This window comes from Burkholderia sp. S171 (genome assembly GCF_009766085.1).
GTDB lineage: Bacteria > Pseudomonadota > Gammaproteobacteria > Burkholderiales > Burkholderiaceae > Caballeronia.
Map to the genome: position 1 here is coordinate 117,049 of NZ_LMUF01000007.1, position 19,754 is coordinate 136,802.

Here is a 19,754-nt window from a genome sequence, read left to right on the forward strand (position 1 = left end):
GCCGTTTCAGACTGTTCTCCACGTTCCAATCGCTCGCTCAAGATGACCACGGGCTCTTCAGTCAGCCTACAAGCTTACTCAACCGGGCGAGGAGACCGATATCTCAGGCTGACTTCAAAACAGACAGCCCTAGTCGTCCTTGAGTATTCGTCAATCGACCAAGTGCCAACTCGACAGTGCGTTGAATTCGGGCGTCACTTGGTCTGCTACGCCCGAATTTGACGGCCTCTCACAGGCTGGTTGGCCAGGGCCAGTTTTGCAGCACCGTGCGGATTGCGGTATCGAAAGGCGTTCGTTGCCCGATCTTCAAAACCTCCAACGCATCCGATGCCAGATGGCAGTTCCGCGGTCGAGGCGTAGTATCGGTCGGCGTGTGCTGTGCCGTGATACGGGCATCAATGTTCAGCACTTGCGCGATCCGCTGCGCAATGTCGAACTTTGTCATTGGCTCATTACCGGACCAGTGCTGAACGCCCGTTACCGCTTCGCCAATTTCGTGACGTTCCAGCAACTGCCGGATCACAACCGCCACGTCGGGCGTGAAGGTGGGGTAGCGCGTCGCCCAAGCGTCCATTAGCGCGGGCGCTATCCCTCGAGCCGATTCCACGATCGCTGGCGTCAAGCTCGTCACTGCTGACTCACCCCGGTCGATCACCGGACCGTACAGGAGCGGCAAACGCAGCACGCAGGACCGCGCACCGCCTCGCAGCAGCGCTCGCTCTCCGTCAAGCTTGCTGCGGCCATAGGCGTTAAGAGGATTCGGTGCATCGTCCGGATGATAGGGCGGTCGTGTGCCATCGAAGACATAGTCGGTCGAGATTGAGAGGATCCACGAACCGATTTCATGTGCGGCGCTCGCGATAGAGCCTAACGCGTCGACATTCAACGCTCGTGCGAGCATCGGGTCATTCTCACAAACGTCCGGACGTCGCTCGGCCGCAGCCACAATGATCGCGTCAGGCACCTGGTCAACAATGAACTCCCGAACAGCGCCTTCATCGAGGATATCGAGCGTGATAGTACTCGCGTCCCCATGACGAAAAGCTGTTCGCACCACCTGCCACCGGGTTATCGAGGCTAGTTCATTTGAAACGGCGCGTCCAAGCAACCCGGACGCGCCAATCAACGCAACCTTAAAGTGCGGCCCGCGAGTCATGCGGCGGTCGCCGATACAACTGTGTAACCCGCTTCATCGATCGCTTCCTTGAGCGCATCGATAGTTTCGGTCGATGCCACCACTACACGTCCGTGCTCGAGATCCACTTGAACTTGCGCGGCGGCATCGATTTCGTGGATGGAGCGCGTGACGGCGGCGACGCAATGCTGGCAGCTCATGCCTTCCACCTTGAATTCAGCCATATCAATTCCTTGCCTGGTTTTTGTAAGAGCGAACCATGCTATACGTTCCTATCGTTGGAAGGTGTAGAGTCTATGGAAAATTTTAGGAGTATCGGCGATGAACATTGGCGAAGCGGCTCGCGCGTCTGGGGTGACGGCCAAGATGATCCGGTATTACGAGAGCGTTGGCCTCTTGCCACCGGTGGACCGGACAACATCTGGGTACCGCATGTACGGGTCCCAGGAGGTCCATGCACTACGCTTCGTTCGGCAAGCACGCCGGCTGGGCTTTCTGGTCGACGATATTCGCAAGCTCCTGGCTTTGTGGCAGGACCGGCAGCGTGCCAGTGCAGAGGTCAAGGCGATCGCGCTGGAGCATGTCGCGGAGCTCGACAGGCGGATCGCGGAGCTCACGGATATGCGGGACACGCTCGCTCATTTGGCGGTTAATTGCCACGGTGACGGACGGCCCGATTGCCCTATTCTGGAAAGGCTGGCAGAGTGATCGTGTTGGTGCATATTGGTAAACCGTTCATCTTACTTGTGCACAATAAATGTGCGAAATAAAAGGGCCGGGTTGAAAATTCCCGAGAAGAGTAGAGAAATCAACTACTTGTTCCGAGGCGGTGCATGCACCATTCCAAAAAAGAATGCACCCAATGCAGGCATTTCACTAACACCTGCGGCACGGTTCGTCTATAATCCGGGTTAACCCTTTCGAGGGATATCCCTGACCCGAACCGCCGGGGATTCATTTGAAATCCTTGGAGAAATAATCATGTTTGCATTCTTGCTCGAAAAAGTCAGCATCTGGTTTGAAACCGCCGAACGTAATCGTCGCGAAGAATATCTGGCGCAATCGTCGGATATCGTCCAGCTCGAAAAGCGTATCCGCTCGTTGGAAACCGAAGGCTACTCGCTGTAATTTCAGCTGAAAACGCCCGGTCGAAAATTGAACAAGCCCCGCATGCGGGGCTTTGTCATTTCCGGGCACCTTTCGCCGATCAGGCCACGTCGCTCACTTTTTCTGAGGATGCGTCGCGAGCCATCGCTTCATGAACGCAATTTCCTTGTCCTGCGAAGCGATGATCTCCTTTGCCAAGGCCCGCAACTTGGCGTCCTTGCCGTACTTCAACTCGATCTTTGCCATCGCGACCGCGCCTTCGTGATGCGGGATCATGTGCGCTACAAAATCATGATCGGCGTCACCGGTGTATTCGACACCGGACATGCTGGACATCATCGAATGATCGGCTGCCTGGAACTCCTTCGTCGACGCAGAATCTCCTTGGCTGCCGCTGGCGGCTGACATGTCCATGCCCGCCATCGATGCTGAGGATGCCGGCGTCTGGGCAAACGCAGCGGGCATCGAGACAACGATTGAGACTGCAAACGCGGCTGCGCCAGCGAGAAAGGTTTTCGGGAACGTCATCGAATCTCCTTGAATATCGACTTTCGGGAGAGCTAGCTTAAAGCTTGCCATCGCGGTAAGGTAAAGCGCTTTTGTATGATATGAACTGAATCGGCCCGATATGCGTGTCGGTTGTCATTCATTCGCTAAGGGGGCGGTATGAGTCCAGAACTTCGACCTGTCAAATATGTGGCGACCGCGGCGCTATGGCTTGTTTCGGGGTTGACGACATTCAACGCAGCCGGACAGGCAGGTGGCCAGCCGCTCATTCTGGATACGCAGGCAGGGATTCATAGTGGCGCAGGGGGCACCGTTTTGCAGACGGGGCCGCTCACTGGTTCTGGCATCGTGCCAGCGCGTCCGACGGCCACGTTGCCCGAATTGCCGCAGCAAGATCAGCAGACGATCATCGTTTCGCCTTACATCGACCTTCAGCAGGGTGGGAATCGTGCAGGGCAGGGGTATGGAGCAGCAACGGGCTCGCAGCCGTCGTCTTCCAATTACCAGCATCGACCACGTACTTCGTCGCCACATTCCGGCGCTTCTTACGGAGTGCCTACCGGCACTCAAACCCAAGCCCCCACTTCGATGCAGCCGGCAGTGCCGCAAGCGAGACAATCTCCGGGCCAGCCTCCCATCATCACGCCGATACCCATCGCAACGCCTCGATCCATCGCGACCCCGAGCCCCGCGCCGACCGTGCCAACCCGATCGTCGGACCGGCATACCGTAACCGGCGTGGTTTCCACGTCGCTTGATTAACGGCGAGGGGTACAGACGTTTTCAGTCGCCGCGATGTTCGAGTTTGAACGCCGCCTTGCTGTCCTGACCGAGTGCGTCGACGAGATACGGCAGCGTCTCTTTCAATTCAGCCGCGAGCGTATATGGTGGATTCACGATAAACATGCCACTCCCGAACAGGCCAAAGCCGTCGACGGGCGGCTTGCTCACGGTCAATGACGCATGCAGCCAATTCTTGGGTTGCACACGCTTTAATTGATCGGCGAAACGCTGGGACTCCAGCCGGGTCACTTGCGGATACCAGATTGCATAAGTGCCGGTCGCAAAGCGCTTCAGGCTTTCCTCAAGGCAGTTCAACGTGCGCGCGTAGTCTCGTTTGTCTTCGTACGACGGATCGATCAGGACAAGCGCGCGACGCGGCGGTGGTGGTAACAGCTTGATGATGCCCTCAAAACCATCGCCTTCGAAGAGCACTGCACGCCGGCCTGCATCGCGGAAATTATGGCGCAGCACGTCGATTTCGGTGGAATGCAGCTCAAACAACCGCATGCGGTCCTGCTCGCGCATTACCCGCCATGCGAGATAGGGCGAGCCGGGATAGAACTGCAGCGAGCCGTCTGCATTCAGCGCTTTGACTTCTTTGACGTAATCCTTGAGCAAGCCCGGCAAATCGCGCTTGGTCCAAATCTTGGCAATGCCTGTTTCAAACTCGCCCGTCTTGGTCGCGAAGCCATCGGTCAGAGAATAAACGCCGGCGCCCGCGTGGGTGTCGATATACCAGAACGCCTTGTCCTTTTGGGCAAGGTGTTGCAGCAACTGCACGACGACCGCGTGTTTCAGCACGTCTGCGTGGTTGCCTGCGTGAAAGGCGTGTCGGTAACTAAGCATGGCAAATGAGTGAGCAAGACGAGAATGAGCGCGTCCTGAGCCAGACGGACGAAGAAAGTGCCTAAGCGCCAAGATGCAAAAGCGCGCCGCGGCACTACAAGGCACACGCGGCAGGGTCGTTATTGTAGCCGACGACCCTGCCTGTCCAAGATCAAGCGTCAGACAAACGCGTCGCCCACGATTTCTTCAATGCGCTGCTTGATCTCCGGCGTGATCTTTTGCACGACGTCGATGGCCTTCATGTTCTCGTGAATCTGCTCGACCCGCGATGCGCCCGTAATCACTGTACTGACATTCGGATTCAGCAAAATCCAAGCGAGTGAAAGCTGTGCCAGCGAGCAGCCCAGCTGGTCGGACACTTCCGCGAGGCGCCCGACAATGTTATTCGCGCCCTTGTCAGTCAGCTTCTTGGCCAACCATTCGTAACCTTGAAGCTGCGCGCGGCTATCCGACGGAGCACCATCGCGATACTTGCCGGTGAGCAGCCCCGAAGCGAGTGGGCTCCAGGTTGTCAGACCCAGTCCAATGTCTTCATAGAGGCGCTTGTATTCGTTCTCGACCCGCTTGCGATGCAGCAGGTTGTACTCGGGCTGCTCCATTACGGGTTTGTGCAGATGATGCCGCTCGGCAATGTCATACGCGGTGCGAATTTCGTCGGCGCTCCATTCCGATGTGCCCCAATACAACGCTTTGCCTCGCGCGATGATGTCGCTCATTGCCCACACGGTTTCCTCGATCGGCGTATGCGGATCGGGCCGATGGCAAAACACGAGGTCGACGTAATCGAGTTGCAGACGCGCAAGCGAGCCGTCTATGGCGTTATGCAGGTACTTGCGGCTGAGCGTTTGCTGCTGGTTTGGTCCTTCGTTGATGCCAAAGAAAAACTTGGTCGACACCACGTAGCTGACTCGCGGCCACGCGAGCTCCTTCAACGCACGGCCCATGATTTCTTCGGACTTGCCTTTGGAGTAGACCTCGGCGTTATCGAAGAAATTTACGCCGTGATCGCGGGCGGCAGCGAGCGACTCGCGCGCCGCGCGATGGTCGACCTGCGTCCCGTAGGTTACCCACGAGCCGATCGACAATTCGCTGACCTGCAGGCCGGAACGTCCTAGCCGACGATAGTTCATGTTCATGATCTCCAGTTTTTGGGTTTCAGTTGCACCAGGCGGGTTTCAAAGCTTAATCCGATTTCAGGATTCGCGCGGCGATGCCCAGCTTGCCGAGCTTTGCGTTCATTGCATTTGTGATCGAACAATAACCCGGCGCGGTGGCGTCGGATACCTGACCAAACGGCCTATGACATTTATCGAGGTTGATCGGCGCCGCGTTGCGTGGTTTCATAGTTCGAACCTGAACAGAGGAGGGGTGGCAAATGACATCACTGAATACGAGTCTGGCGGGCAAGGTGGCGGTGGTCACGGGCGCGGCGAGCGGGATCGGTAAGCAAATTGCCCTGACTCTGGCCGAGGCGGGCGCAGCGGTCGCCATCGCTGATTTGAACCAGGACGCCGCTAACGCCGTGGCGGAGCAGATCAGGTCGCAGGGCGGCCGAGCATTAGGCGTGGTCATGGACGTTACCGATGAGCAGGCGGTGAATACGGGTATCGATCGGGTGGCGGCGGAGTTCGGCTCGGTCGATATCCTTGTGTCGAACGCCGGTGTGCAGATCGTCAATCCGATCGAAAACTACGCGTATTCCGACTGGAAGAAGATGCAGGCCATTCACGTCGACGGGGCGTTCCTGACCACGAAAGCTGCGCTCCAGCATATGTACAAGGACGATCGCGGTGGTGTCGTGATCTATATGGGATCGGTGCATTCGCACGAGGCGTCGGCGCTCAAGTCCGCGTATGTCACGGCCAAGCACGCGTTGCTCGGACTAGCGCGTGTATTGGCGAAGGAGGGCGCGAAGCATCACGTGCGCTCGCATGTGGTGTGCCCTGGTTTCGTGCGTACGCCGCTGGTCGACAAGCAGATTCCTGAGCAGGCTAAGGAACTTGGTATCAGCGAAGAAGACGTGGTTAAGAACGTAATGCTGGGTGGTACGGTCGACGGCGTCTTCACAACGGTGGAAGACGTGGCCCAAACGGTTCTGTTCCTGGCAGCTTTCCCCACGGCCGCCCTCACGGGCCAATCGGTCGTGGTCAGCCACGGCTGGTTCATGCAGTAAGGCTTCAAACAGGAGTTTCGATGGTAGAGCGAACGGGCAGTGCGCGAAGACTCAATGACACGACAGGAACGAAACGGGCGAAGGCGGCGAAGGAGCCTCGCAAGATGACGTCGCTCGACCTTGGCGAACCGTCCGAGGCATTTGCCTTGGGCGGTCCTGAAACGGACAAGCGCATCAAGTTGCCGCCTTATGAAACTATCGCGTTGATGTTGCAGGGCGGTGGGGCGCTCGGTGCTTATCAAGCTGGCGTATATCAGGGGTTGAACGAGGCTGGCATCCATCCGAACTGGGTTGCCGGGATTTCCATTGGCGCGTTGAACACGGCGATCATCGCGGGGAACGCGCCCGAGGATCGCGTGCCGCGTCTGCTCGAGTTTTGGGAGACGATCTGCCAGCCAGCCTTCATGCCGCCGTTGCCCGCTTTCATAGAACACGCGTTCTTCAATTCCACTGACGAGATCCGCAAGGCTTTCACCGCGATGCAGGCCACGAGTGCCTTGGTCGAAGGACAGAGAGGATTTTTCGTTCCGCGGTTTCCGCCGCCGTCACCGTTGGCTGCGGGAGAGCCGGGCACGGCGAGCTTCTATGACACACTTCCACTCAAGGGAACGCTCGAACAGTTCTGCGATTTCGATCGGATCAATTCGCGTGAGACCCATGTATCGGTGGGCGCGGTGAACGTTGCTACCGGCAATTTCGCGTATTTCGACAACACTCGCATGAAGTTGCGCGCGGAGCATTTCATGGCGTCGGGGGCGTTGCCGCCGGGTTTTGCGGCCGTCGAGATCGATGGCGAGTATTTCTGGGACGGTGGCCTGATGTCCAATACGCCGCTGTACGAGATCGTCCATGCTACGCCGCGTCGGGACACGCTCGCGTTCCAAGTCGATTTGTGGAGCGCGCGCGGGCCGGTGCCGGACAGCATTGTCGATGTGATGGGACGCGTCAAGGACATTCAGTACTCCAGCCGGACGCGGCTTGTTACTGACACCTTGCAGCGCTCACAGCGGTTTCGCAACGTATTGAGGGAAGTGCTGGACAAAGTGCCGGTGGATATCCGCAACAGCGACCCGTGGTGCAAGACGGCGGAGGAACTTGCGTGCTCGAAGCGGTTTAACGTGATTCACCTCATATATAGGCACAAGGAGTACGAAGGGAACTACAAGGACTTTCAGTTTGGGCTGTCGACCATGCGCGAGCATTGGGAAAGCGGCTTGTCGGACATTCGCGGCACGCTCACGCATCGGAACTGGCTCGACATGCCGAACAACGATGCAGGTTTCATCACGCACGACATTCATCGCGACGAGCGTTGATCGGGCGTCAAGCTTATCGAGAGGGCGCAAGAGTGGATTCGTGGCCGGTAAAGTGTTTGCAACACACCCGCGACCTCAAAAAAAACGGCGCTCACACGGAGCGCCGTTTTTAGAACACCCAAAGCAAACTTACTTCAGCACGGTCGCAATGGCGTTGGCCACCACTTCAAGATTGCGCGTATTCAGCGCGGCCACGCAGATGCGGCCCGTGCTGACGGCGTAGATCCCGAATTCCTCTCGCAGGCGATCGACTTGCGCCGAGGTCAGGCCCGAGTACGAAAACATGCCGCGCTGCTGGTTCACGAAGCTGAAGTCGCGCTCCACGCCCGCTGCCTTGATGTGCTCGACCAGGCCGTTGCGCATCGCGCGAATGCGGTCGCGCATTTCGCCGAGTTCCTGTTCCCACGTGGCGCGCAATTCGGGCGATGCGAGCACCGCAGCGACAACCGAACCACCGTGCGTCGGCGGATTCGAATAGTTCGTGCGAATCACGCGCTTGAGTTGCGACAGCACGCGCGTGGCTTCTTCCTTGGAGCTCGTGATGATCGACAGTGCGCCCACGCGCTCACCATACAGCGAGAACGATTTGGAGAATGACGACGACACGAATACGTTGATATCCGCTTTGGCGAACAGGCGTACGGCCGCAGCGTCAGCGTCGATGTTCTCGCCAAAGCCCTGATAAGCGATATCGAGGAACGGTACCAGCGAGCGTGCCTTGACCGTTTCCACGACCTGTTGCCATTGCGCCGGGGTCAGGTCGACGCCGGTCGGGTTATGGCAGCACGCGTGCAGCACGACGACCGTTCCCGCCGGGTAGTTGTTGAATGCTTCCAGCATGGCGTCGAACTTCACGCCGTGCGTGGCTGCGTCGTAGTAAGGGTAGTTCACCACGTCGAAACCCGCGTATTCGAACAACGCGCGGTGGTTTTCCCAGCTCGGGTCGCTGATGGCGATTTTGCCCGTGGGATTCAGCCGTTTCAGGAAGTCGGCGCCAATCTTGAGCGCGCCCGTTCCACCGAGTGCCTGAGCCGTGATCACGCGGCCGTCAGCGATCAGTTGTGAATCATTGCCGAGCAGCAGCTTTTGCACGGCTGCGTCATAAGCGGCAATGCCTTCAATGGGCAGATAACCACGCGGCGCGGCGAGTTCCGTGCGCGCTTTTTCGGCTTCGCGAACGGCGCGCAGGAGCGGAATCTTGCCTTCTTCGTTGAAATACACGCCCACGCCGAGATTGACCTTGGTCGTGCGCGGATCGGCGTTGAAGGCTTCGTTCAGGCCCAAAATGGGGTCACGGGGGGCAAGCTCGACGGCTGAGAAAAGAGACATGATTTATCGGCGGTAGTGGATAAGGCGGCACGGGCGATCGGGATGGGAAATCGGCTGTTCAACCGCAGAAAGCGGTGCAAACCGGACCTCAAGGAGCCAACAGGAGCCAACAAAACTCCGTCCCCATCGATGAAAACCCCAGTTCGGCATTGTAACGAATCGGCCGCTGCTTTTCGGCCTGACGAAATGGAAGAAACGCGGGTTTTGGCTATTTTTTTCGGGCAATTTTCTGGGTTTTTACGAAAATCAGCACGACGAGCCACCGCGTGACGGAATATTGTCCTCAAGCTTTCACTAACCAAAACAATCACTTGCGATTTCGCCGTGCTGCCCCATCTTGGAAACATTGGGCATTCTGCGAAAGCTTGGCGCAAATCGCCCGAACCTCTTCTGACAATCCTCATCCGCCGTCCAAACCCGCTCCAGCGCGAACCGCTAGAATGGGTGTTTGCTCTCGGCCAAGGCACTTCATCCTCATGTCCGATACCCCGCTACTCGAAACTGCCGAAACCCTCGACGAATCCAAATTCGTCCGGTTCGAAGGCTCTCCGTTCCAGCTTTATCAACCCTATTCACCCGCGGGCGACCAGCCCACGGCGATCGCAACGCTTGTGGAAGGGATCGAGGACGGTTTGTCGTTCCAGACACTGCTTGGCGTAACGGGCTCGGGCAAGACGTTCACCATGGCGAACGTGATTGCGCGTATGGGCCGCCCTGCCATTGTGTTCGCGCCGAACAAGACACTCGCCGCGCAGCTCTACGCGGAATTTCGTGAGTTTTTTCCTCGCAATGCCGTTGAGTACTTCGTTTCTTACTACGATTACTACCAGCCGGAAGCCTACGTTCCGCAGCGCGATCTGTTTATCGAGAAGGACTCGTCGATCAACGAACACATCGAGCAAATGCGGCTCTCGGCGACTAAAAGCCTGCTCGAGCGGCGTGATGTGGTGATCGTGGCGACGGTATCGGCAATCTACGGTATCGGCAATCCGTCGGAATATCACAAGATGATTCTGACGCTGCGCACTGGCGACAAGATGGGGCAGCGCGACATCATCGCGCGCCTGATCGCGATGCAGTACAGCCGCAACGAAGCCGATTTTTCACGCGGGACATTTCGCGTGCGGGGCGACACCATCGACATCTTCCCGGCGGAGCACGCCGAAATGGCCGTGCGCGTAGAGCTGTTCGACGACGAAATTGAGTCGATGCAACTCTTCGACCCGCTCACTGGCCGCGTGCGCAACAAGATTCCGCGTTTCACCGTTTATCCGTCGTCTCACTATGTGACGCCGCGCGACACGGTCATGCGCGCCATCGAGACAATCAAGCTGGAGTTGCGCGAGCGGCTCGAGTTCTTCCATAAGGACGGCAAGCTGGTTGAGGCGCAACGGCTGGAACAGCGCACGCGTTTCGATCTGGAAATGCTGCAGGAGCTGGGTTTCTGCAAAGGCATCGAGAACTATTCGCGGCATTTTTCCGGCGCGGCGCCGGGCGAGCCGCCGCCAACGCTCGTCGATTACTTGCCGCCCGACGCGCTGATGTTGCTCGACGAGTCGCATGTGCTGATCGGCCAGTTGAACGGCATGTACAACGGCGACCGGGCGCGCAAGGAGAATCTCGTCGATTACGGTTTCCGGATGCCGTCGGCGCTGGACAACCGGCCGCTCAAGTTCAACGAATTCGAACGCAAGATGCGCCAGGCGATCTTCGTTTCAGCCACGCCGGCCGATTACGAAAACCGCACGGCGGGGCAGGTGGCCGAACAGCTTGTGCGGCCGACCGGTCTGGTCGATCCCGATATTGAAGTGCGTCCGGCACGCTCGCAAGTGGACGACGTGCTCGGCGAGATCAATGCGCGCGTCAAGGTGCACGAGCGTGTGCTGGTGACGGTGCTGACCAAGCGCATGGCTGAACAACTGACCGAGTTTCTCGCGGATCACGGCGTGAAAGTGCGCTACCTGCATAGCGACATTGACACGGTCGAGCGCGTGGAAATCATCCGCGATCTGCGTCTCGGCACGTTCGACGTGCTGGTCGGGATCAACTTGCTGCGAGAAGGGCTGGATATCCCGGAAGTGTCGCTGGTCGCGATCCTCGACGCCGACAAGGAAGGTTTCCTGCGCGCGGAACGTTCGCTGATCCAGACGATCGGCCGGGCTGCCCGTAACGTGAACGGCAAGGCGATTCTCTACGGCGACAAAGTCACGGACTCAATGAAACGTGCGATCGGCGAGACCGAACGGCGCCGCACAAAGCAGATTGCGCACAATCTCGCGATGGGCATTACGCCGCGTGGCGTGACCAAGCGGATCAAGGACATTATCGACGGTGTTTATAACGCCGACGATGCCCGCGCCGAGCTGAAGGAAGCCCAGACCCGCGCGAAGTTCGAGGACATGTCTGAAAAGCAGATATCGAAGGAAATCAAGCGGCTCGAAAAGCAGATGATGGATCACGCGAAAAATCTTGAATTCGAAAAAGCTGCGCAAACCCGCGACCAACTGTCGCTTCTGAGGCAGCGCGTGTTCGGCGCGAATGTGGGTGACCACATTACGGGCATCAGCTAAACGTAAGGGATTCAGGGCAGGGAACGCGGCAACCCAAACGGGTTCGCCGCGTTTTTTTTGCCCGAAATTTCGCCGTAAGAACGTCCCGCCCTCTCAACAACCCAACACGCACAAGGCTTGTTGATTTCCATCAAATTGTTCCGTCCTCCGATCAGTGCTAAACTCCACACCCATTGAGAATGGTTCGTATTAACGTTGTTGGTTACGTTCTCATTGCGATTTCCTATCATCGACGTCAAATTGATCGATGAACTGACCGGATTGGAGCGAGCGCACGCAGCGCATCACCGATCAATAACAAGAAGGAGTGACGGATGCAGGTTTCAACTTTTGCACGCGGCGCGGTAGCCGCAGTCGCGCTTGCGGCAATGGCGTCGGCATCGGCTGCCGAATATCCGATCGGCAAGCAGCATATCGAGAACGGCATGGAAGTTGGCGCGGTGTACCTGCAGCCGATCACCATGGAACCGGAAGGCATGATGCGCAAAGCCTCGGATTCCGACGTGCACCTCGAAGCCGACATCCACGCCGTGAAGAACAATCCAAACGGCTTCGCGGAAGGCGACTGGATGCCTTACCTGCAAGTGACGTACGAGCTGACCAAGGTCGGCACGACGCAAACCATCAAGGGCGACATGATGGGCATGGTCGCGAGCGACGGCCCGCACTACGGCGACAACGTGAAGCTGTTCGGCCCGGGCAAATACCACCTGAAACTCAACATCGCGCCGCCGATGCAAACCGGCCACATGGCGTTCGGCCGTCACGTCGACAAGGAAACCGGCGTGGGTCCGTGGTTCAAGCCCTACACGATCGAATACGATTTCCCGTTTGCCGGCATCGGCAAGAAGGGTGGTTACTGAGTAGTCGAGTCAGGCGTCCGGCAACCGTGACATGACGTGAAAACGAAGCGAAACGTCGCGCCGGGCGTCGCAGCCAGGAAGCATGCATGCAACGCAAAACCAAGTTGATCGCCGCCTCGCTAGCCTTGGCGGCTGGATGGTTCGCCAGTGCCGCGGCAGCGCAAGCCGCCGACCTGCCGACCTTCAAGCTGGAAATGAACGACGGCAAGCTCAATCCCACGCGTATTGAAGTGCCGGCGGGGCAGCGCATCAAGATCGAAGTGCACAACATCGGCAAAGGTGCGGCTGAATTCGAAAGCATCCAGTTGCGCAAGGAAAAAGTGCTCGCGCCGGGCGCCGATTCCTTCGTCGTGATTGCGCCGCTGGAGAAGGGTGAGTACAAATTCTTCGACGATTTTCATCAATCGGCGCAAGGCGTCATCGTCGCGAAGTAAGGTCACGCCGGGCCGGTTTGCGTGCTGTCCGTTCAGCGTCACGCGCAACCTGCTTCGGCCTGCAAGAGCGGGGGATAAGTGATGGGTCAGGTTCTTTTCATCGTGTGGCGGGAGAGTGTCGAGGCGCTGCTGGTCGTCGGCATCCTGTATGCATGGCTGAAAAATGGCGATGCCGATGCGCGTCGCGGCATACCGTATTTGTGGGCGGGTGTGGCGGCGGGGTTGCTGGCGGCAGTGGCGCTGGGCGCGGCGCTGGTCGGTTTCACCGAAGAGTTATCCGGTGATGCACAGGATTATTTCCAGACCGGCATGGTCCTGGTGGCGTGCGTACTGATCGTGCAAATGGTGCTGTGGATGAAGCACCACGGGCGGTCAATGAAACGCGACATGGAAGCATCGCTGCAAAAGAGCAAGCAGGACGCGAACTGGTGGGGCGTGACCTTGCTGGTCGCGCTTGCGATTGCGCGTGAAGGCAGCGAGACCGTGATTTTCCTGTACGGCCTCGGCTTCGGCCAGTCGGGCCACGTCGATCCCATGCAGTATCTGGCGGTCGCGATTGGTCTGGCGCTGGCGTTTCTGACGTTTTATCTCCTGCAGCTTGGCGGCAAGATTTTCTCGTGGCGGCTCTTTTTCCGCGTGACGGAAATCATGTTGTTGTTCCTCGCGGCGGGCTTGTTTCAAACGGGTGTCGATAAACTCATCGATAAGGAGATCCTGCCTGTCGTCATGAATCAGGTGTGGGACACGTCCTGGCTGCTCGATGACTCCAGCACCTTTGGCTCGCTGGTCGCCACGCTCACGGGTTATCGCGCGCATCCGGCCGGCATGAACCTGATTGCGTACGCGGTGTACTGGGCGGTGATCTTCCTGCTGCTGCGTCGATCGAAAAACCGGATGGCGCAAAAATCGGCGCGAAGGGTGGCATGAGCGGCATGAGCGACGCGATGAATCGGCCCGGCCGGCTGCAGCAAGCCGGGCAATGGATGCAACAACATGGCAGCCTGATCCGCGGCATTCAGTGGGTCGTGGTTGCCGTGTATGCGTTTCTGATTCTGGTTCCAGCCGTCTTGCCGCTGCCGGACGGTACCGCGCATCTCTGGACCAACCTCACGCTGGCTGCGCAGTTTGTGTTCTGGGGTATCTGGTGGCCGTTCGTGCTGCTTTCCATGGTGATGCTCGGCCGCGTGTGGTGCGGCGTGCTGTGTCCCGAAGGCGCACTGACCGAGTTTGCGAGCAAGTTCGGCCGCGGCTGGGCGATTCCACGCTGGTTGCGCTGGGGCGGCTGGCCGTTCGTTGCGTTCGGCATCACCACCATCTATGGTCAGATGGTCAGCGTTTATCAGTATCCGAAAGCCGTGTTGTTGGTACTAGGGGGCTCGACGGTCGGCGCCATGATTGTTGGCGTGCTGTATGGGCGCGAGAAACGCGTGTGGTGCAAGTATCTCTGCCCCGTGAACGGGGTATTTTCCCTTCTGGCACGGCTCGCGCCCTTCCACTTCAAGGTCAACGAGGACGCGTGGCGCCGCTCGTATAAAGAGGGCGAGCACGGGCATCGCGTGATCCCGGTCAACTGCGCGCCGCTCGTGCCGCTGCGCGCCATGAAAGGCGCGTCGGACTGCCACATGTGCGGCCGTTGCAGCGGTCATCGGGACGCTATTTCGCTCGAGTGGCGCTCGCCTTCGGCCGAAGTCGTGCAACTCGGCGATAAACAAGCGAATCCGTGGGACACCGCGCTGATTCTGTACGGCTTGCTGGGCATCGCTATTGGCGCGTTCCACTGGACCGTGAGCACGTGGTTCGTCGACTTGAAGCAGATCTTTGCGTCGTGGCTGATCGATCACAACATCCTCTGGCCGCTCGATACAAACGCGCCCTGGTTCCTCTTCACGCATTATCCCGAACAAAACGATGTTTTCTCGTGGCTCGACGGCGGGATGGTCGTGGGTTATATCGTGGTCACGGGGCTCGTTTATGGCACGGCGCTTCTGGCCTTGCTGGCCGTTGGAACCCGCATGCTCGGGCGTTTCAGTTTCACTCGCCTGCATCACCTGACGCAGGCGCTGATACCCGTGGCAGGATGCGGCGTGTTCCTGGGTTTATCGGCGACTACCGTGTCATTGCTGCGCGCTGAACATCTGCCGCTCTGGTGGGTGACCGATGTGCGCCTGGGCTTGCTCGGCGTTGCGAACCTGTGGAGCGCGTGGCTCGCCTGGCGCGTCATCGGCCGGTATGCAACTGGGCGTTTTGTCTCGCAAAGCGTTGCGATGCTGTGGTTTATCGCCGCTCTCGCCGTGGTAGATAGCGCCTGGTACCTGATGTTCTGGGGCTTTTCGCGGTAACGTTGCGGGTATCGCGCCAGTCGCGAGCTAATCGCGGGGCCAATCCCTTTATCAACGCAACGACTATCCTCCAACAACAGGTGACGAGAATGAGAACAAAACCCGTATTGACCGACGCGGACGTAAAAACCATCGCGGCCGCGGCTGAAGCGCATGCATTGGCGAACAAGTGGTGCGTAGCAATTGCTGTCGTCGATGACGGCGGCCATCTGCTTCACCTGCATAGGCTTGAGGGCGCAGGCGCAAGCACGGCAGAGATGTCCGCGGGCAAGGCGCGTACCGCTGCGCTTGGACGGCGCGAAACGAAAGTGTATGAAGACATGATCAAGCAAGGCCGCACGGCGTTCTTGAGCGCCCCGATGACTGCCATGCTGGAAGGCGGGGTGCCGATCGTGGTGGGTACGGATATTGTCGGCGCGGTGGGCGTCTCGGGCGTGAAGTCGGACCAGGATGCGGCAGTGGCGCGAGCGGGTATCGCGGCGTTGGGGATCGAAAGCGTTTAAGGTTTCTGACGCGTTCTTCGGAGCAGCTTTGCTTCGCGACGATCAAACTGGTCGGCCTAAACAAAAAAAGCACGTTTTCGCGAGAAAACGTGCTTTTTGCTTATCAAATGGTGCTGTTCAAAGCACACGATGGGAACCAAAAAAAGCGGCTTCGCTGGCTATCGACGACTGGCTGGTGTTTGCACGAAGGGGTCTAAATTCTCGCGTGCAAGCCGTCATTGCTGGCTAGTGCCAAACACCTCTCGAAGAGGTGGTCCCCACAATACCCGGTACTGAAATCCCGTCCTGCGTGTCGATGTGCTCCTGCGCGTTACTTGGTGAGAATCAGCTTGCCCAGTCGCGTGGCGCGCAACTGATAGGTTTCACCGTTATGCATGATGCTGATGTGGCTATGACCTTGCAGCAACGTGTCGCTGCGCAGTGATCGATCGGAACGCTCGCCGCTTTCCGACACGCTGCCCGACGGCGCAGGGCGCGCGGTCGTGACAGCTGCCGTCCGGGGCCGTGAGATAGTGGCTGCCGCGGAGCGTTCGACGGGACGACGTAGCCGAAGCGTGTTGGAGCGCAGGAGGTCGGTCATGTCGAAGAGTCCGTTCGTTGAGTCGATGGAGTAATCTTAATGATAACCATTCCCATTTACAACAACGAAGTATTCATCGATCACACGTTTCGATAGTCATTGGCTGTCTGGCTATCGAAACGGTGTGGCGCCTCAGTGCAGCGGGCCTTCGAGATTGCTGTGAGCGAATTGCCGGATCAGCCGGACGGTGTCGATATCCGCTTCCCGATACGCAGACTTCACAATCTCCTGCGTCTGAAGTGCGTCGGGGCTGGCGTTTGGATCGTCGGCGACGGGCAGGGTGGTGGCGTAGGTGAAACGCAGGAACAACTGGAGCTCGTCCGGTTGCTCGATTGCCATGGTCAGCGAGCCGCCCACGTATTCGGCGGTCGGCAGGATGTCGTAGCGAACACTGGCTTCGGGAATCAGCGTTACGCGGTCACGCACGACGGCCTGACCGTAGTGCAGTTCGCGTTCGAGCACATCGCCGGCACGCGACAGGATCACGCAGCGGTCTAGGCCGATCACGAACAATTGCGGCTGTTCCGCACGCAGCACGAGTCCGTGCCAGACCTGTTCGCGGGTCATCGATTCCACGAATGGATTGAGCGGGTCGTTGATCTGGATGAGGTGTTCGAAATTCAAAACGACAGTTTCCTTGGGTTGTTCGATGAGTGAGCGATCGCGTAGTCCGCGTTGTAGCCCGCTTACGCAGGCGTCAGGCCCGAATGAATCATGATCGCGCCGCTGAGAATCTTGTGCACGGGACACGCATTCGCAATTTGCAAAAGCCGTTCCCGCTGGGTGCCATCCAATTCGCCGGTCAAGAGGATCTGGCGGTCGATCACCGTGCCTTCGGGCGTGATGTCCAGCGTGAGCGTCACGTGCACCGCTTCGAGCGGCCATCCCTTGTGCTTCGCGTACATCTTCAGCGTGATCGACGTACACGCGCCCAGGCTCGACAGTAGCAAGCTGTGGGGCGTTGGGCCGGTATCTGCGCCACCGAGTGTTGACGGTTCGTCGGCGATCCAGTCATGCTGGCCGTCGCTCAGCGAAACCTGAAAAGCCGTTGCACCGATGCGGGCGCTGACAGACGGCGTCACAAACTTTTCGGACATGCGGTACTCCAGAGTTAGCAGATGGGCAGTGCAGGAAAAAACGCAGACGATAAAAAACGGCGCGGCACGAACGACTATTGTGACGCAAATAGTGTCATTCGTGCCGCGCCGGTGAAACATGCACGGTCGGGGCGCTCGAAGGCTTGGGCCAGTCTAGTGGTTGATCGACCCCATGCGTCCCGCCTGGTAATCGACCACGGCCTGGCGGATCTCTTCCTCCGTGTTCATCACGAACGGGCCGTAGCGGACCACGGGTTCCTTCAGCGGCACACCACCGATCAGCAGCAGTTCAAGCGGCTCGTCGCCGGCGGCGAACGTGACCGTATCGCCATCGTCCGCAAACACGACCATCTGCTGCGCCTGCACGGCTTGCTTCGCCTCGCCGTACAGACCGTTCCCCGACAACGCATAACCGAACACTCGAAAATCCCGTGGCACCGGATGCACGATCGACGCGCCCGGTTGCAGCGAAAAATGCTGGTAAAGAATGGGCGTACGCGTTTCGATTGCTGCCTTAACGCCAAGCGCTTCACCCGCGATGACCTTCACGCGCACGCGGCCGTCATCGCTGGTGGCGACCGGAATCCGCTCCGACGCGATTTCCTGATAATGCGGCGCGATCATCTTGTCGCGCCTGGGCAGGTTCACCCAGAGCTGCAAGCCATGCACGCGGCCGCCAGTTCGGGTGAATTCGGGATCGGGCATTTCGCTGTGCACTACGCCCGCGCCGGCCGTCATCCATTGCACGTCGCCCTGGCGCAGTGTGCCGGAATGCCCGGCCGAATCCTTGTGGCCGAACTGGCCCTCAAGCACGTACGTCACGGTTTCGAAGCCGCGGTGCGGATGATCCGGCGCGCCTTTCGCCTCGCCGGGCGCGTAGTCGACGGGACCCATTTCATCGAGGAGCAGGAAAGGATCAAAATCCATCAAGAGCCGCGTCGGGAACGGGCGATGTACGACAAAACCGCCGCCTTCGACGGTGCGGAGCGCGGCAATCGTGCGTTCGATACTGCGTGTGCTTTCCATTTTGTCCTCGCTTGGGTCGGGCCAGCGTGGCCGATGCAACGGGTGAGGCATTAGCGCCAAATTTAAAACATAGCGCTATTATATGGACGCTATTTCGCAGAAAAAGCCGTCAAACCGCAATGGATTGTCCCACCTGTAGAACAACGAGATTCCAACGAAAACACCAATGAGCGCCCTGGCCGCATGAAACCTGATTCGCATGACCTCAATGATCTGATGTATTTTTCGTACGTTGTCGAGCACGGCGGTTTCTCAGCGGCGGAGCGGGTATTGGGTATCTCCAAGTCGCGTTTGTCGCGGCGCGTGTCCGAGCTTGAGACGTCGCTCGGCGTGCGTCTGATGCAGCGGTCCACGCGAAAACTCGCACTGACCGAGGCTGGCCAACTCTTCTACCAGCATTGCAAGGCGATGCTCGCCGAAGCCCAAGCCGCTGTCGATATCGTGCATAGCTTGCGCGATTCACCGCGCGGCAGTGTGCGGGTTAGCGTGCCGGTGACGATCGCGCAGACGTTCTTGTCGGAGGTGATGCCTGATTTCCTGCATCGATACCCCGAGGTTCGCGTCATCCTGAGCGTGACGAACCGCGTGATCGATTTGTTCGAAGACGCTATTGACGTCGCATTGCGCGTGCGCTCGGAGCCACCGGTCAATTCGACAATCGTCGCGCGCCCGCTGTGGCGCACGGAACAGATGCTGGTGGCCGCGCCCTCGCTGCTCAAGCCGAACGCGCCGCCGCTCACGCCGTCGGAGCTCGCCCAGTTCGATACCATCGATGTCCCGGCCACCGATGGCCGCCACGTCTTTCGCCTGATCGCGCCAGACGGCACGCGTCACGAATTCGAGCACGAACCGCGCCTTGTGACCGCGGACCTCGGCATGATCCGGGAAGCGGTGCTGCGGGGTGTGGGTATCGCGGCGTTGCCGGAGATGATGTACGGCGCGGCGCTGCGGACCGGACAAATGTCGCCGGTGATGCCCGGCTGGACTTTTCCGACACCGCAGCTCTATGCGGTGTTTTTATCGCGGCAGGGCATGGTGCCGGCAATTCGCGCCTTCGTCGATTTTCTTGTCGAGTCGATCAATGACAGCAATCGCTTCCCGGGAGAATGTCCTCTCACCACGGAGCCTGCTCGCGAAACAGTGTGA

The 19,754-nt window shown here is 58.8% G+C and carries 23 protein-coding genes; 12 read left to right on the forward strand and 11 right to left on the reverse strand.

Going from position 1 to position 19,754, the window contains the following annotated elements; all coding sequences use genetic code 11:
- Window positions 1–229: 229 nt before the first annotated feature.
- Window positions 230–1,156, reverse strand: coding sequence for an SDR family oxidoreductase (locus GSQ93_RS03495; RefSeq protein WP_158934248.1), 927 nt, complete (start codon window positions 1,154–1,156; stop codon window positions 230–232).
- Window positions 1,153–1,359 carry a cation transporter gene (locus tag GSQ93_RS03500; protein WP_158934249.1) on the reverse strand — a complete coding sequence of 69 codons (207 nt, stop codon included), beginning with the start codon at window positions 1,357–1,359 and terminating at the stop codon, window positions 1,153–1,155. Before GSQ93_RS03500 ends, GSQ93_RS03495 begins: the two co-directional genes overlap by 4 nt.
- Before the next feature lie 97 nt (window positions 1,360–1,456).
- Here GSQ93_RS03500 and cueR point away from each other — a divergent pair, with 97 nt between their 5' ends.
- Both cueR and GSQ93_RS03510 read left to right on the forward strand, forming a co-directional pair.
- Window positions 1,457–1,843, forward strand: coding sequence for a Cu(I)-responsive transcriptional regulator (gene cueR, locus GSQ93_RS03505; protein ID WP_158934250.1), 387 nt, complete (start codon window positions 1,457–1,459; stop codon window positions 1,841–1,843).
- Between the two features lie 273 nt (window positions 1,844–2,116).
- Window positions 2,117–2,263, forward strand: a complete 147-nt coding sequence (locus GSQ93_RS03510) for a DUF3563 family protein (RefSeq protein ID WP_087882081.1) — start codon at window positions 2,117–2,119, stop codon at window positions 2,261–2,263.
- Window positions 2,264–2,356: 93 nt separating this feature from the next.
- On the opposite strand, the gene GSQ93_RS03515 is transcribed toward GSQ93_RS03510, so the two are convergent.
- A complete protein-coding gene (locus tag GSQ93_RS03515) occupies window positions 2,357–2,707 on the reverse strand; it encodes a DUF305 domain-containing protein (RefSeq protein ID WP_158934601.1) in 351 nt (116 codons plus the stop codon).
- 201 nt (window positions 2,708–2,908) lie between these two features.
- On the opposite strand from GSQ93_RS03515, the gene GSQ93_RS03520 reads away from it, so the two are divergent.
- A complete protein-coding gene (locus GSQ93_RS03520) occupies window positions 2,909–3,511 on the forward strand; it encodes a hypothetical protein (protein ID WP_158934251.1) in 603 nt (200 codons plus the stop codon).
- 21 nt (window positions 3,512–3,532) lie between these two features.
- On the opposite strand, the gene GSQ93_RS03525 is transcribed toward GSQ93_RS03520, so the two are convergent.
- The 3 genes from GSQ93_RS03525 to GSQ93_RS03535 form a co-directional block, all read right to left on the reverse strand.
- Window positions 3,533–4,378, reverse strand: coding sequence for a 23S rRNA (adenine(2030)-N(6))-methyltransferase RlmJ (locus GSQ93_RS03525; protein ID WP_158934252.1), 846 nt, complete (start codon window positions 4,376–4,378; stop codon window positions 3,533–3,535).
- Window positions 4,379–4,536: 158 nt separating this feature from the next.
- Complete coding sequence (locus GSQ93_RS03530) at window positions 4,537–5,508, reverse strand: aldo/keto reductase (protein WP_158934253.1); 972 nt, start codon at window positions 5,506–5,508, stop codon at window positions 4,537–4,539.
- Window positions 5,509–5,560: 52 nt separating this feature from the next.
- Window positions 5,561–5,722, reverse strand: coding sequence for a hypothetical protein (locus GSQ93_RS03535; RefSeq protein WP_158934254.1), 162 nt, complete (start codon window positions 5,720–5,722; stop codon window positions 5,561–5,563).
- Window positions 5,723–5,753: 31 nt separating this feature from the next.
- Here GSQ93_RS03535 and GSQ93_RS03540 point away from each other — a divergent pair, with 31 nt between their 5' ends.
- Together GSQ93_RS03540 and GSQ93_RS03545 are read left to right on the forward strand one after the other, a co-directional pair.
- A complete protein-coding gene (locus GSQ93_RS03540) occupies window positions 5,754–6,551 on the forward strand; it encodes a 3-hydroxybutyrate dehydrogenase (protein WP_158934255.1) in 798 nt (265 codons plus the stop codon).
- Between the two features lie 20 nt (window positions 6,552–6,571).
- Window positions 6,572–7,867: a patatin-like phospholipase family protein gene (locus GSQ93_RS03545; RefSeq protein WP_254073733.1), complete on the forward strand. Its 1,296-nt coding sequence runs from the start codon at window positions 6,572–6,574 to the stop codon at window positions 7,865–7,867.
- A 129-nt stretch (window positions 7,868–7,996) separates the two neighbouring features.
- On the opposite strand, the gene GSQ93_RS03550 is transcribed toward GSQ93_RS03545, so the two are convergent.
- On the reverse strand, window positions 7,997–9,196 hold the full coding sequence (locus GSQ93_RS03550) for an amino acid aminotransferase (RefSeq protein ID WP_158934256.1): 1,200 nt from the start codon (window positions 9,194–9,196) through the stop codon (window positions 7,997–7,999).
- A 476-nt stretch (window positions 9,197–9,672) separates the two neighbouring features.
- Here GSQ93_RS03550 and uvrB point away from each other — a divergent pair, with 476 nt between their 5' ends.
- The 6 genes from uvrB (at window position 9,673) to GSQ93_RS03580 (ending at window position 15,905) form a co-directional block, all read left to right on the forward strand.
- The gene (gene uvrB, locus GSQ93_RS03555) at window positions 9,673–11,766 is read left to right on the forward strand and encodes an excinuclease ABC subunit UvrB (RefSeq protein WP_158934257.1); all 2,094 of its coding nucleotides are present in this window, start codon (window positions 9,673–9,675) and stop codon (window positions 11,764–11,766) included.
- A gap of 314 nt (window positions 11,767–12,080) precedes the next feature.
- Window positions 12,081–12,629 carry an iron transporter gene (locus GSQ93_RS03560; RefSeq protein WP_158934258.1) on the forward strand — a complete coding sequence of 183 codons (549 nt, stop codon included), beginning with the start codon at window positions 12,081–12,083 and terminating at the stop codon, window positions 12,627–12,629.
- An 86-nt stretch (window positions 12,630–12,715) separates the two neighbouring features.
- Window positions 12,716–13,063: a cupredoxin domain-containing protein gene (locus GSQ93_RS03565; RefSeq protein WP_158934259.1), complete on the forward strand. Its 348-nt coding sequence runs from the start codon at window positions 12,716–12,718 to the stop codon at window positions 13,061–13,063.
- An 81-nt stretch (window positions 13,064–13,144) separates the two neighbouring features.
- Window positions 13,145–13,990, forward strand: a complete 846-nt coding sequence (locus tag GSQ93_RS03570) for an FTR1 family protein (protein WP_158934260.1) — start codon at window positions 13,145–13,147, stop codon at window positions 13,988–13,990.
- Between the two features lie 5 nt (window positions 13,991–13,995).
- Window positions 13,996–15,402, forward strand: coding sequence for a 4Fe-4S binding protein (locus GSQ93_RS03575; protein WP_174254578.1), 1,407 nt, complete (start codon window positions 13,996–13,998; stop codon window positions 15,400–15,402).
- A gap of 89 nt (window positions 15,403–15,491) precedes the next feature.
- Window positions 15,492–15,905, forward strand: coding sequence for a heme-binding protein (locus GSQ93_RS03580; RefSeq protein WP_158934261.1), 414 nt, complete (start codon window positions 15,492–15,494; stop codon window positions 15,903–15,905).
- A gap of 310 nt (window positions 15,906–16,215) precedes the next feature.
- Here GSQ93_RS03580 and hemP read toward each other — a convergent pair whose 3' ends face one another.
- From hemP to GSQ93_RS03600, 4 genes are all read right to left on the reverse strand, one after another.
- Complete coding sequence (gene hemP / locus GSQ93_RS03585; RefSeq protein WP_158934262.1) at window positions 16,216–16,485, reverse strand: hemin uptake protein HemP; 270 nt, start codon at window positions 16,483–16,485, stop codon at window positions 16,216–16,218.
- Between the two features lie 132 nt (window positions 16,486–16,617).
- Window positions 16,618–17,109 (reverse strand): SRPBCC family protein, encoded by a 492-nt coding sequence (locus tag GSQ93_RS03590; RefSeq protein ID WP_158934263.1) that lies wholly within the window; start codon window positions 17,107–17,109, stop codon window positions 16,618–16,620.
- Window positions 17,110–17,171: 62 nt separating this feature from the next.
- Window positions 17,172–17,582, reverse strand: a complete 411-nt coding sequence (locus GSQ93_RS03595) for an OsmC family protein (protein WP_158934264.1) — start codon at window positions 17,580–17,582, stop codon at window positions 17,172–17,174.
- A gap of 153 nt (window positions 17,583–17,735) precedes the next feature.
- Complete coding sequence (locus GSQ93_RS03600; RefSeq protein WP_158934265.1) at window positions 17,736–18,608, reverse strand: pirin family protein; 873 nt, start codon at window positions 18,606–18,608, stop codon at window positions 17,736–17,738.
- 183 nt (window positions 18,609–18,791) lie between these two features.
- On the opposite strand from GSQ93_RS03600, the gene GSQ93_RS03605 reads away from it, so the two are divergent.
- Window positions 18,792–19,754, forward strand: a complete 963-nt coding sequence (locus GSQ93_RS03605) for a LysR family transcriptional regulator (RefSeq protein WP_158934266.1) — start codon at window positions 18,792–18,794, stop codon at window positions 19,752–19,754.